We start from the raw sequence: 12,890 nt of genomic DNA on the forward strand, positions 1-12,890 counted from the left end.
CCCGACCGGGGCGCTGTGATCGCCCGATCGGGGGACAGACCGAGAATCCGGTTCCACATTGTGATGCGGTCCGGCCCGGCGGCGGGTCGGCTCGCGGACCCTCCCGGGGCCGATCAGGCCCGGCGGGCGCCCGGCAGCAGGATCGAGCGCAGCGTGCTGATCTCGCGCATCCGGCGCTCGGCGAGGCGGTCGGCGGCCACGGCCGGCGGGACCCCGTCGGAGGCGGCCCGGGTGAAGATCTCCAGGGTGGTGTCGAAGATCTTGGTGGCCTTGTTCTTGGCGCGCTCGAAGTTGAAGCCGTCGATCTCGTCGGCCACCTGGATCACCCCGCCGGAGTTCACCAGGTAGTCGGGCGCGTAGAGGATGCCGCGGTCGGCGAGGTCCTTCTCGACGCCCGGGTGGGCCAGCTGGTTGTTGGCCGCGCCGCAGACCACCGAGGTGCCGGCGGCGGTCAGCGCGCCCACCGTCTCGTCGTCCAGCGCGCCGCCCAGGGCGCAGGGGGCGTAGACGTCCAGGGAGGCCGCGAGCAGGGCCTTGGAGTCGGCGACCACCTCGACGTCCGGGTGGGCGGCCCGGACCCGGTTCAGCGCGGTCTCCGAGACGTCGGTGATGACGACGGTCGCGCCGTCCGCCACCAGGTGGCCGACCAGGTAGTGGCCGACCTTGCCGACGCCTGCGACACCGACCCGCTTGCCGCGCAGCGTCGGCGCGCCCCAGCGGGCCTGGGCCGAGGCCCGCATGCCCTGGAAGACGCCGAAGGCGGTCAGCACCGAGGAGTCGCCGGCGCCGCCGTTCTCGGGGGAGCGGCCGGTGACGTAGTCGCACTCGCGGGCCACGATGTCCATGTCCTGGACGTAGGTGCCCACGTCGCAGGCGGTGATGTAGCGGCCCGCCAGGGACTGCACGAAGCGGCCGTAGGCGCGCAGCAGGGCCTCGGACTTGTCGCCGCCCTCGGCCTTGGCCGTCGGGTCGCCGATGATCACGGCCTTGCCGCCGCCGAGGTCGAGCCCGGCGAGGGCGTTCTTGTAGCTCATGCCGCGGGAGAGGCGCAGGGCGTCCTCCAGGGCCTCCTCCTCGGAGGCGTACTGGTGGAAGCGGGTGCCGCCGAGGGCGGGGCCCAGCGCGGTGGAGTGAATGGCGATGATCGCCTTGAGGCCCGAGGACCGGTCGTGGCAGAGCACGACCTGCTCGTGCCCGTCGCCGGGGGCGCCGTCCTGCTCAGTACGGAAGATCCGGCTCAGCACGCCTGGTGCGGGGTGCGTCGCGGATACGGTGCGTACGTCGGTCACTGTGGTGACTCCAGTATCTGCAAGGCCCGCTGCTGTGGTGCGGGCATCTACCGCGAAGCGTAGTCCGGGAAGGCGGGCGCGGGCTGCCCCCGTCCACGGTTCGGTCGGTGGATCACGCGCGGGTCCTCCCGGGGCGTCGGTGCTGCGTGCGACGATGCGAGACGTGACCGTTGTCCGTACCTCGGTGTTACCGCCGTACGCCGCCCACCTGCGGGTGTACGAGCCGCTCGGCGCCTATCCGGAGCCCGAGCGGGCCCGCTGGCAGGCCTATGCGGCGGTCCGCAGACCGGCGGTGGCCTCGGCGGACCGCCCGGTCGCTCAAGCGGCGCTCGAGGCGCAGCGGGGGGCGCTCGCCGAGGTCGCGGCCCGCACCCCCCGGGCGCTGCCCGAGCGGGAGAGCGAGCAGGCCTTCGTCCGGCTGGTCGACGGGGTGCTGTACGTCTGCCCGTGGTCGGTGCGGTTGCGCAGCTGGCAGGCGCTGGACGAGCTGCGGGAGTCGATGCCGGCGGCCCTGCTGGACACCGTGCTGCCGCAGGTGGTGCGCAAGGACGCGCTGGCGGCCCAGGCCCGCTGGCAGGCGGCGCACCCGGACGCCCGGCCCTGGATCCTGACGTCCCGTTGGGAGGTGCCGGTGCGCTGGTTCCTGCCCTTCGGAGCGGAGGACCGCCGGTACGAGCCGGCCTTCCCCGCGCGCGGGGAACAAGAGGGGCAGTTGGCCACGCTCTTCTATCTGACGCCGATGGCGCAGGCCCGGCGGCGGGTGGCCCGCGGCTACCGGGTGCTGCGCGAGCGGCTGCCGGGGTCGCCGCTGGCGCTGGGGGCGGAGCAGGTGGGGCGGTGGCTGGAGGAGTTCCACCCACGGTCGCTGGTGGAACTGGACTACGGGGGGCTGGTCCACGCGATGGGGGAGCGGCGGCTGGCGGCGGACCACTCGGCCGCCGAGCTGGCGGTCGGCCTGGAGGCGCTGCGGGCGGGGGACGCCGGCGGGGCGGCGCGTGCCTACGAGGCTGTGACGGAGCGGTGGCGGCAGGTGCAGGCGCTGCGCCAGGCGAACTAGGGCAGCTCGACCCTGAGGGGCGGTCAGCAGGCTCTCAGGGCAGGGGAAGGGGGTGTGGGGGGTGCTGGTGGGGCGGGAGTTGTAGGAGAGGTGTTCGCGCCCTGGGACCAAGGTCCTGCTTCGGGTCAATAGCCAACGAAGGTGACACTACTCACCGTTGACGTGAACTAACCGTTAAGGGTAAAAATGGGACAACCAGCCCAACTCTCCTCAGTCCTGTCCACTTTTGGGTGGATCTGGGGTCGGTGTGCCCTTTGGGGGGAATCGATAGGTCTGGCCACTCCATTACCGGTTGTCACGCAAACGTAACTGTCCGTTATGGGGTGGTCCATCGCCATCCGTCGCTCTTGAACCCGTGAGGGGCCAATTTTGGCGGTTTGGTCGATAGGGCTGGACGGATGGTGTAGTTGTAGACACCAGGACAAGCCGTTCGTCCTATTACCGACTCGGTCCGTCTGTGCCATTTCGGGCATCGCGGGCCAAGGTGCAGAATTTGAAGGATAGAACCGCCCTGGTTCGGTTCTCCGAGGAGGCCGCTCATGACCGCTCGTACACCTGACGCTGAGCCACTGCTGACGCCGGCAGAGGTCGCCACCATGTTCCGCGTAGACCCCAAGACGGTCACGCGTTGGGCCAAGGCGGGCAAGCTCACGTCCATTCGCACACTCGGCGGGCACCGCCGTTACCGGGAGGCGGAGGTGCGTGCTCTGCTGGCCGGGATTCCCGCTCAGCGCACCGAGGTCTGAGTCTTCGTAGTGGGCCGCCGGGCCCGCTGATCGAAACACTCGGCCGTCTCGCGCGCCGTGCAGGTTTTAGAGCTTTGTCGAAGGGGTCGTGGCCCCGGACTCCGCCGGGTCCGGGATGCGGCCCCTTCGTCATGCCCGGAGTCATGTCCGGAGTCATCCCGGGAGTCATGTCCGGCCGTTGGTCAGGCCTTTCTTGATGGAGAGGATGATGGGATGAGTGTCATCAGCATCAACCTTTTCATGGCTGACATTTGACTTGATAATGGTGAAAGAAAGATAGCCATTGTGGCGCAAGTGGCGCGGGGGATATCCGGTGATGCAGGGGTGGGGGAATGTCCGGAGAGTGTGTGCAATTTTACATATTAAATGGTGGTGGCATGGAGAGGGGTCCTCTGTGACCGTTCTTAAGAAAAGATAAGTGACGACCGTCACGGGAGGCCCTCTTGTGCTCCGGGCCGGTCCACCGGTAATGCGGCCTGACGGTTCGTCCGAGGCGGTGGAGCAACGACGAGAGGCCCGGAACCTGATCGGTTCCGGGCCTCTCCTGCACTGCGATCCTGACGGGACTTGAACCCGCGACCTCCACCTTGACAGGGTGGCGAGCTAACCAACTGCTCCACAGGACCAGACTTTTCACTGGCGAGCCAGTGTGTTTGCCGCCTTGCTCGGCTGCAACAAGACAGATCGTACTGCATGCCGGGCCCCCAGGTCGAACCGGTGCGAACCGGGGGCCCGACAGGTCAGAGCGTGGCCGCCGCCGCGTCCATGGCGCGCATGATCCGCTTCTCCGAGACCGGCGTCGGCGTGCCGAGACCCTGGGCGAAGAAGCTCACCCGCAGCTCCTCGATCATCCAGCGGATCTGCCGCACCTCGGCCGAGGGCTCCCGCCCGGCCGGGACGCCGGCCAGCAGCTCGCCGTAGGCCCGTTGCACCTCCTGGACCTTGAGCAGCTGCTGCAGGTCGCGCTGGGGGTGGTTGGGCAACGCCTCCAGGCGGCGGTCCACCGCCAGCAGGTAGCGCTTCAGGTCCGGCAGCCGCTGCCAGCCGGTGTCGGTGACGAAGCCCGGATGCACCAGCGAGGTGAGGTGCAGCTTGACGTCGTTCACCGCGCTCAGCAGCACCGGGCTGCTGACCGACTTCAGCCGGTTGGCAGCCCGGTGAAAGGCGATCAGGGCGCCGGCCGTCTTGAGGGTGGTGTCGGCCGACAGCTCGTAGAGGTCGGCGCGGACCTTGTCGTACAGCTTGGTGTAGGCCGCCTCGTCCCAGGCTGGGCCGCCGTTGAGGGCCATCAGCCGGTCGGTGGCGCAGTTGACGACGTCCTCGAACAGCGCGGGGATCGAACCGTGCGGGTTGTAGGAGAGTGCCAGCTTCGCCTGGTTGCCCAGCCGTCCCTGGATCGACTTGGCGGGCGAGTTGACGGCCAGCGTCAGCAGCCGGCGGGTGCCGCGCCACATCGCCTGCTGCTGCGCCTCGGGGGTGTCGAAGAGCCGGACGGCGACCGTGGCGCCCTCGTCCACCAGCGCCGGGTAGGCGCGCAGCGAGTGGCCGCGGGTGCGCTGCTCGAAGGTGCGCTGCAGCACGGGCAGCGAGGTCGGCCAGGCGGTCAGGCCGGTCTGCTCGATGCCCTGGCCGGAGGCGGCCGTGGAGAGCGTCTCCTTGAGCTTGGGCTTGAGCTGGAGCCGCAGCTCCTCCAGGTCCTTGGACTCGGCGAGCTTGCGCTTGCCGTCCACCACGCGGAAGGTCACCTTGAGGTGGTCCGGGACCCGCTCGTCGTCCCAGGAGTCGGCCGGGATGGCGATGCCCGACATCCGGTGCAGGATCCGCTCCAGGGTGGGCAGCAGCGGCTCCTGGCGGTCCTTCACCTCGCGCAGCGCCGCCTTGGCGAAGTCCGGGGCGGGCACGAAGTTGCGCCGGACCGCCTTGGGCAGGGCGCGGATGTAGGCGGTCACCAGCTCGCCGCGCAGGCCCGGGATCTGCCAGTCGAAGCCCTCGGAGGTGACCTGGTTGAGCACCGGCAGCGGGATGTGCACGGTCACGCCGTCCGCGTCGCTACCCGGCTCGAACTGGTAGGTGAGCTGGAAGCGGAGCTTGCCCTGCTGCCAGTAGTCCGGGTAGTCGGCCTCGGTGACCCCGTCGGCGGAGTCGTTGATCAGCATCGACTTCTCGAAGTTGAGCAGGTCGGGCTGGTCGTGCCGGGTCTTCTTCCACCAGGAGTCGAAGTGCCGGGTGGAGACGATGTCCTCGGGCAGCCGCTGGTCGTAGAAGTCGAAGAGGGTCTGGTCGTCGACCATGATGTCGCGCCGCCGGGCACGGTTCTCCAGCTCCTCCACCTCCTGGAGCAGCTTGCGGTTGGCGGCGAAGAAGTCGTGGTGGGTCTCCCAGTCGCCCTCGACCAGGGCGTTGCGGATGAACAGCTCGCGGCAGAGCTCGGCGTCGATCCGGCCGAAGTTGACCTTGCGCTGGGCGACGATCGGCATCCCGTAGAGGGTCACCCGCTCGAAGGCCAGCACGGCGCCGGCCTTCTTCTCCCAGTGCGGCTCGCTGTAGGTGCGCTTGGTGAGGTGCTCGGCGAGCGGCTCGACCCACTCCGGCTCGATCTTGGCGTTGATCCGGGCCCACAGCCGCGAGGTCTCCACCAGCTCGGCCGACATCACCCAGCGCGGCGGCTTCTTGAAGAGCCCCGAACCGGGGAAGACCGCGAAGCGGGCACCGCGCGCACCGCCGTACTCGCGCTTCTCGACGTCGTAGAGGCCCAGGTGCGAGAGCAGGCCGGCCAGCAGCGACTGGTGGATCCGGTCGGCGTCCGGCTCGGCATCCGGGTGCGGCTCCTCGATGGTGACGCCCAACTGCTTGGCGACGGTGCGCAGTTGGGTGTAGATGTCCTGCCACTCCCGTATCCGCAGGTAGTTGAGGAACTCAGCTTTGCACATCCGTCGGAACGCCGAGGAGGACAGCTCCTTCTGCTGCTCCCTGACGTAGCGCCACATCGCCAGATAGGAGAGGAAGTCGGAGGTCTCGGAGTTGAAGCGGCGGTGCCGCTCGTCGGCCACCTGGCGCTTCTCGGTGGGCCGTTCGCGCGGGTCCTGGATAGAGAGCGCCGCGGCGATCACCATCACGTCCCGGACGCAGCCGTTCTTGTCGGCCTCCAGCACCATCCGGGCGAGGCGCGGGTCGACCGGCAGCTGGGCGAGCTTGCGGCCCAGCGGGGTGAGCCGCTTGCGGTGGTCCTTCTCGTTCGGGTCCAGCGCGCCCAGCTCGTGCAGCAGGCTGACGCCGTCCTTGATGTTGCGCGAGTCCGGCGGGTCGAGGAAGGGGAAGGCCGCGATGTCGCCGAGGCCGGCCGCCGTCATCTGCAGGATGACCGAGGCGAGGTTGGTGCGCAGGATCTCGGCGTCGGTGAACTCCGGGCGGGAGAGGAAGTCCTCCTCGGAGTAGAGCCGGATGCAGATGCCGTCCGAGGTACGGCCGCAGCGGCCCTTGCGCTGGTTGGCGCTGGCCTGGCTGACCGCCTCGATGGGCAGCCGCTGGACCTTGGTGCGATGGCTGTAGCGGGAGATCCGCGCGGTGCCCGGGTCGATCACGTACTTGATGCCCGGGACGGTCAGCGAGGTCTCGGCGACGTTGGTGGCAAGCACGATCCGGCGGCTGCCCGAGCGCTGGAAGACCTTGTGCTGCTCGGCGGAGCTCAGCCGGGCGTAGAGCGGCAGGATCTCGGTGAACCTGAGTTTCAGCTTGTCCAGCGCATCGGCCGTGTCGCGGATCTCGCGCTCGCCGGAGAGGAAGACCAGGATGTCGCCGGGCCCCTCGGCCTGCAGCTCCTGGGCCGCCTCGCAGATCGCCTGGATCTGGTCGCGGTCGCGGTCGACGTCGCCGCCGTCCTCGCCGTCGTCGTCCTCGTCCAGGACGGGCCGGTAGCGGACCTCGACCGGGTAGGTGCGGCCGGAGACCTCGATGATCGGTGCGTCGCCGAAGTGCTGGGCGAAGCGCTCGGGGTCGATGGTCGCGGAGGTGATCACGACCTTGAGGTCGGGCCGGCGCGGGAGCAGCTGCTTGACGTAGCCGAGGATGAAGTCGATGTTGAGGCTGCGCTCGTGCGCCTCGTCGATGATCAGGGTGTCGTACTGGCGCAGCTCGCGGTCGGTCTGGATCTCGGCGAGCAGGATGCCGTCCGTCATCAGCTTGACCAGGGTGTCCGGGCCGACCTGGTCGGTGAACCGGACCTTCCAGCCGACGGCCTCGCCCAGCGGCGTGTGCAGCTCCTCGGCGACCCGGTCGGCCACCGTACGGGCGGCGATCCGGCGGGGCTGGGTGTGGCCGATCAGGCCCTTGATCCCGCGGCCCAGCTCCAGGCAGATCTTGGGGATCTGGGTGGTCTTGCCGGACCCGGTCTCGCCGGCCACGATCACCACCTGGTGATCGCGGATGGCGGCCAGGATGTCGTCCTTCTTCTGGCTGACCGGGAGCTCGGCGGGATAGCTGATGGCCGGCACGGCGGCCCGGCGCTGCTCCACCCGCAGCTCGGCCCGGTCGAGCTCGGCCGCGAGCTCGCTGGCGATCTTCTGCTGGGCCTCGGGCTTGCGGACCCGCCGCGCGCCGTCCAGTCGGCGGCCGATCCGCTGCTGGTCGCGCAGCGTCAACTCGGGCAGACGGGCGGCCAGCTCCCCGATGGTGGGTGCCTCGGTCGGCTGGACTACGGGAGAACTCAACTCGGGCATCCCTCTAGGTTCGCAAGGAGGGGCGGTCTGGCGCACCTCGGTTTCTTGCCGGGCTTTCGTAGCCCGTCAAGTGTCACACCTGGGGGGAGCGGGCGGCGGGGGTGTCCGGCGGGGTGTCCGGTGGGAGCGGCGGGTGCGGGGGGAGCTTCTGGTCGGGACGTGGCGGAAACCCTGTAGTTTCCTCGTACGCCGGTCGTATTCCTCCCCGCTCGAAAGGCTGTACAGCCGATGGCACCCCGCCTCTCCGTCGTCGTCCCGATCTACAACGTGGTGCCCTACCTGGAGGAGTGCCTGGACTCGATCGCCGCCCAGACCTTCGGCGACTTCGAGTGCGTGCTGGTCGACGACGGCTCGACCGACGACAGCGCGGCCATCGCGCGGGCCTATGCCGCCAAGGACGACCGGTTCCGGCTGGTCGAGCAGCAGAACCAGGGCCTGGGGGCGGCGCGCAACACCGGCTGGCGCCACCTGGCCGAGGGCACCGAGTACCTGGCCTTCGTGGACAGTGACGACACCCTGCCGCCCGGCGCGTACGAGCTGATGATCTCCACGCTGGACGAGAGCGGGTCGGACTTCGCCTGCGGGAACGCGCTGCGCTTCCGGGCGGCCGGGTACTACCAGTCGCCCGCGCACAGCAAGCCGTTCAAGGAGACCCGGCTGCGGACCCATGTGAGCGAGGTCCCGGCGCTGGTCACCGACCGCACCGCGTGGAACAAGGTCTACCGCCGCAGCTTCTTCGACGCGGCCGGCGTGCTCTACCCCGAGGGCATCCTGTACGAGGACGCCCCGGTCAGCGTGCCGCTGCACTACCTCGCCGAGGCCGTGGACGTCCTCTCCGAGCCGATCTACCACTGGCGTGTGCGCGAGGGCGGCACGGTGTCGATCACGCAGATGAGGACCGACCCCAAGGGCCTGATCGACCGGGTCCGGTCGATGGAGCTGGTGCGGGAGTGGCTGCTCGCCCGCCCCGAGCCGAGGTTCGGCGAGTACCTGCGGTCGTACGACCGGAACTGCCTGGTCGAGGAGATCCCGATGTTCTTCTGGTCGGTGCCGGACGGCGACCCGGCCTACCGCGCGGCCTACCAGGAGCACGTCAGCCGGCTGCTGCGGGCGATCGGCTCCGAGCAGCTCGGCGGGCTGAGCGAGCAGCTGCGCCTCAAGTACCGTCTGACGCTGGCGAATCGAATGGAGACGTTCGTGCTGCTGCAGCGCCTGCACCGGCTGTACCGGCGCCGCCCGCGGCTGGGTGGCGGGCCGGCCGCCGGTCAGCCGGTGATGATCCAGCAGGCCTGAGCTACCGCAGCCGCCGATCAGCCGCAGTGATCGGGAGGTCGTTGATGCTCGCGTAGCGCCGGCGCATCAGGCCGTTCGCGTCGAACTCCCACTGCTCGTTGCCGTAGCTGCGCCACCACTGGTCGGCGGCGTCGTGCCACTCGTACTCGAAGCGCACCGAGATCCTGTCCCCCGTGTAGGCCCAGAGTTCCTTGCGCAGGCGGTAGTCCAGCTCCCGGGCCCACTTGGCGCGCAGAAACGCGGTGATCTCCTGGCGGCCGTGCAGGAAGACCTCGCGGTTGCGCCACTCGCAGTCCGGTGTGTAGGCGAGGGCGACCCGTTCGGGATCGCGGGTGTTCCAGGCGTCCTCGGCGGCCTGGACCTTCTGCAGCGCGGTGGCGGCGGTGAACGGGGGGACGGGCGGCCTGGGGGTCATGGCACTCCTTGGTGTGGGACGGTCCCCTCAACCTCGCAGGGCGGGGCCCGCCGCAGCCATGTCCGGATGGACGGCCGGCCCACAGATCCGGACAACCCGACCGCCGTATGCTCGGTGGATGACCACTGCGCTCAGGCCCCGGGTCGCCGTGCTCGCGTACGACGGGGTCCGCCTGCTGGACGTGGCCGCGCCGCTGGAGGTGTTCGGCACCACCGGCGCGTACGAGGTCGTCCTTTGCTCTCCCGGCGGGGCCGCGGTCACCGCGTCGACCGGGACCGTCCTGGCGGTGGCGGCCGACGCCTTCGCCGTCCGGGCCGACACCGTGGTGGTGCCCGGCTCGCCGTGCCTCCCGGACGGGCCGGTGCCCGACGGGCTGGTCGGCGCGACCGTCGCGCTGGCGGCCTCGGCGAGCCGGGTCGCCTCCGTGTGCACCGGCGCGTTCGTACTGGCCGAGACCGGGCTGCTGGACGGCCGCCGCGCCACCACGCACTGGCGGCACACGGCGGCGCTGGCCCGGCGCTATCTGCGGGTCACGGTCGAGCCGGACTCGATCTACGTCCGGGACGGCCACCTGGTGACGTCGGCCGGGGTGAGCGCGGGCATCGACCTCGCGCTGGCGCTCGTCGAGGACGACCTCGGTCCGCAGGCCGCCCGCGAGGTAGCGCGTGACCTGGTGGTCTTCATGCAGCGGTCGGGCGGGCAGTCGCAGTTCTCGGTGCCGGCGCGGACTCCGCGCCCGCGTCACGACGCGCTGCGCGCCGCGCTCGACGCGGTGGCCGCCGACCCGGCTGCCGACCACTCGGCGGCGGCTCTCGGCGCGCGGGTCGGCCTGAGCGCGCGTCAGCTGGCCCGTCTGTTCCGGGCGCAGCTGGACACGACGCCGTCGGGCTACGTCGAGCAGATGCGCCTGGAGGCGGCGCGCGGGCTGCTGGAGGCGGGGGAGTCGGTGACGGGTGCGGCGCGGCGCTCGGGCGTGGGGAGCGACGAGACGCTGCGGCGGGTGTTCCTCAAGCACCTCGGCGTGCCGCCCTCGACGTACGCGGCGCGGTTCCGCAGCACGCGGTGAGGTGGGGCCGGCCGGTTCAGTGGGAGGGGAATCCGCGCTGCCGGGCGGCCTCGTAGAGCAGCAGGGTGCCGGCGGAGGCGGCGTTCAGCGAGCTGGCCGCGCCGCCGATCGGGATGCTGACGACCTCGTCGCAGAGCTCGCGCCACGCCCGGCTCATGCCGACGGTCTCGTTGCCGACCACCAGGAGCACGGGCCCGGTGAGATCGCAGTCGGCGATCGAGGTGTCACCGTGCTCGTCGGTGCCCACGACCTTGATCGGCACCCCGCGCTCGCGCTGTGCCGCCACCCAGTCCAGCACCTCGCCGGGCGCCCCGACGCGGACCGCGGGCAGCCGGAACATCGAACCCGTGCTGGCCCGGACCGACTTGGGGTCGTAGAGATCGGCCGCATGGCCGGTGATGATCACGCCCGCCCCGCCGAACGCGTCCGCGGAGCGGATCAGCGCGCCGATGTTGCCGGGGTTGGTGGCCCGGTCGAAGGCGACGCCGAGGAACCCGGGCCCTGTCGCCAGCCGGTCGAGGTGATCCGGCCGCAGCTTGCCGACGGCGATCAACTCCGGTGCGGTGGAGTCCCGTTCGCCGAGCTCTGCGAGCAACTCCGGGGCCACCGCGGTCGACGGGACGCCGCTCCTCCTGATGAGGTCGTCCGCCCAGGAGGACGGTCGGCGCCCGGCCGCGTAGAGCAGCTGGTTCAGCGGCCAGCCGTACTCGACGGCCAGCGAGATGGGCCGCACGCCGTGGATGAGGAACAGTCCCAGCCGCTGGCGCTTGTTCCGGTTGGTCAGCAGCGCCTGCCATGCCTGGAACTGCGCGTTCCGGCTGGACACTTGACGCGCCGCGCCGCCGCCCGCGGACACCTCCGGCGCCAGCAGCGCCCTACCCCGGCCCTGGTGCGATCCCTCACGGTGTCCCCTGTCCAGCATGGGGAGGAGCCTAGCAACGCTTGGACCACGCTCTCGCTCACGGTGTTCTTGGTGCAAAGGAGTTGACGATTGATCAGCTGTTCGGAAATGCGCTCGGGTTGCGCGGACGGAAGCGGATGGAAGCGGATGGAAGCGGATGGAATTCGAGACGACCTCCCCCTCCACCTAGGATTGCCCCATGGGATACCGGCACGTCATCGTCAAGGCCGACTACGCGGACCTCGCCAGCGGTGCCGTGCTGCGCTCTGCTCCGGGTTTCCCGGCCTTTCCGGTCCGGCTCACCTCGGAGATCTTCCAGCGTGCCCTGGCCCTGCGCGGCGGTGACTCGCCCGCGGTCGTCTGGGACCCCTGCTGCGGCAGCGGGTACCTCCTGTCGGTGATCGGGCTGCTGCACCGCCGAGCGGTCTCCTCCGTGCTGGCGAGCGACCTCTCGGCGGAGGCGCTCGGCCTGGCCCGGGAGAATCTGTCGCTGCTCGATCCGGCCGCCCTCGAAGCGCGGGCGAAGGTGCTGGAGGAGCAGGCCGAGCGGTTCGCCAAGCCCTCCTACCTGGAGTCCGCCGACGCCGCCCGCCGACTGGCCCGCACCTTGACCGACGACGGCGGCCCGCTGCCCGCCGCCGTCCACCGGGCCGACGCCTTCGACCGGGGCGAGCTCGCCGCGGCAGTGGCCGGCGCCGCCCCGGACATTGTGGTCACCGACGTCCCCTACGGGGAGCAGACCGAGTGGCTGGGCGCCGAGGGCGAGGCCGGCGTGCCCGAGATGCTCGCCGCGGTGGCCTCGGTGCTGCCCGGTCACGCGGTGCTCGCGGTGACGGTCCGCGGCCGCAAGGTGCCGCTGGGCGGGGTGCGCCCCAAGGAGTCCTTCAAGATCGGCACCCGCGCGGTCGCCCTACTGACCGCGGACCAGCTCCGCGACTGAGTTGCCGGTGTCAGGTGGCACAAAAAGGCCCCCGCAGCGCGATGCGCTCGGGGGCTTCCTGTGGCCAGGGCCGGGGTCGAACCGGCGACCTTCCGCTTTTCAGGCCACGCCGGGGCGTCGGGATGCCCTGGTTTGGCCGGTCGTGCCGTCCGTGGAAGTGTTCTTTCGGGTGCCAGCGTCCATGCCGGTTGGCGTCAGCGCTGGCGTCAACCGGGCGGGTGTATCACTGGTCGCTCAGAGCGCGGAGTCGCTGGTCGGTTTGACGGAGGTCGAAGTGGGCTGGGTCGAAGTCGGCTGCTGTCTTGAGGCCGAGCCATCGCAGGAGGTCTTCGTGTTCGGGGTGGGCGGAGTCGGCGAGGGCCTGCTTGAGACAGGGCGTCGAACAGCGCTTGCACGAGCAGCTCGGGGTCCTCCAATACCCGCGCGTTCTTCTTCACGGGCACCACCCGTCCGCTCACGGTCCTCAGC

General features: G+C 70.5%; 9 protein-coding genes and 1 tRNA gene. 5 read left to right on the forward strand and 5 right to left on the reverse strand.

Annotated features, from left to right (window positions below; genetic code table 11):
- Nucleotides 1–113: 113 nt before the first annotated feature.
- Nucleotides 114–1,289, reverse strand: a complete 1,176-nt coding sequence (locus P3T34_RS21765) for a Glu/Leu/Phe/Val dehydrogenase dimerization domain-containing protein (protein WP_280667717.1) — start codon at nucleotides 1,287–1,289, stop codon at nucleotides 114–116.
- Between the two features lie 154 nt (nucleotides 1,290–1,443).
- On the opposite strand from P3T34_RS21765, the gene P3T34_RS21770 reads away from it, so the two are divergent.
- Together P3T34_RS21770 and bldC are read left to right on the forward strand one after the other, a co-directional pair.
- On the forward strand, nucleotides 1,444–2,346 hold the full coding sequence (locus tag P3T34_RS21770; RefSeq protein ID WP_280667718.1) for a hypothetical protein: 903 nt from the start codon (nucleotides 1,444–1,446) through the stop codon (nucleotides 2,344–2,346).
- Nucleotides 2,347–2,885: 539 nt separating this feature from the next.
- Nucleotides 2,886–3,092 carry a developmental transcriptional regulator BldC gene (gene bldC, locus P3T34_RS21775; protein ID WP_030459248.1) on the forward strand — a complete coding sequence of 69 codons (207 nt, stop codon included), beginning with the start codon at nucleotides 2,886–2,888 and terminating at the stop codon, nucleotides 3,090–3,092.
- Between the two features lie 552 nt (nucleotides 3,093–3,644).
- On the opposite strand, the gene P3T34_RS21780 is transcribed toward bldC, so the two are convergent.
- A tRNA-Asp gene (locus P3T34_RS21780) sits at nucleotides 3,645–3,718 on the reverse strand.
- Nucleotides 3,719–3,832: 114 nt separating this feature from the next.
- Nucleotides 3,833–7,807: an ATP-dependent RNA helicase HrpA gene (hrpA, locus tag P3T34_RS21785; RefSeq protein ID WP_280667719.1), complete on the reverse strand. Its 3,975-nt coding sequence runs from the start codon at nucleotides 7,805–7,807 to the stop codon at nucleotides 3,833–3,835.
- 228 nt (nucleotides 7,808–8,035) lie between these two features.
- On the opposite strand from hrpA, the gene P3T34_RS21790 reads away from it, so the two are divergent.
- Nucleotides 8,036–9,100: a glycosyltransferase family 2 protein gene (locus P3T34_RS21790; RefSeq protein WP_280667720.1), complete on the forward strand. Its 1,065-nt coding sequence runs from the start codon at nucleotides 8,036–8,038 to the stop codon at nucleotides 9,098–9,100.
- 1 nt (nucleotide 9,101) lies between these two features.
- Here P3T34_RS21790 and P3T34_RS21795 read toward each other — a convergent pair whose 3' ends face one another.
- Nucleotides 9,102–9,515, reverse strand: a complete 414-nt coding sequence (locus P3T34_RS21795) for a nuclear transport factor 2 family protein (protein WP_280667721.1) — start codon at nucleotides 9,513–9,515, stop codon at nucleotides 9,102–9,104.
- A gap of 118 nt (nucleotides 9,516–9,633) precedes the next feature.
- Between P3T34_RS21795 and P3T34_RS21800 the strand changes: the two genes are divergently transcribed.
- Entirely contained in the window at nucleotides 9,634–10,581 is a 948-nt protein-coding gene (locus P3T34_RS21800; RefSeq protein ID WP_280667722.1) for a DJ-1/PfpI family protein, read from the forward strand.
- A 16-nt stretch (nucleotides 10,582–10,597) separates the two neighbouring features.
- Here the strand turns inward: P3T34_RS21800 and P3T34_RS21805 are convergent, their stop codons facing one another.
- Nucleotides 10,598–11,503, reverse strand: coding sequence for a TrmH family RNA methyltransferase (locus tag P3T34_RS21805; protein WP_280667723.1), 906 nt, complete (start codon nucleotides 11,501–11,503; stop codon nucleotides 10,598–10,600).
- Nucleotides 11,504–11,681: 178 nt separating this feature from the next.
- Between P3T34_RS21805 and P3T34_RS21810 the strand changes: the two genes are divergently transcribed.
- Entirely contained in the window at nucleotides 11,682–12,422 is a 741-nt protein-coding gene (locus P3T34_RS21810; RefSeq protein ID WP_280667724.1) for an rRNA methyltransferase, read from the forward strand.
- Nucleotides 12,423–12,890: the final 468 nt, after the last annotated feature.

It is taken from the genome of Kitasatospora sp. MAP12-44 (assembly GCF_029892095.1).
Classification (GTDB): Bacteria; Actinomycetota; Actinomycetes; order Streptomycetales; family Streptomycetaceae; genus Kitasatospora.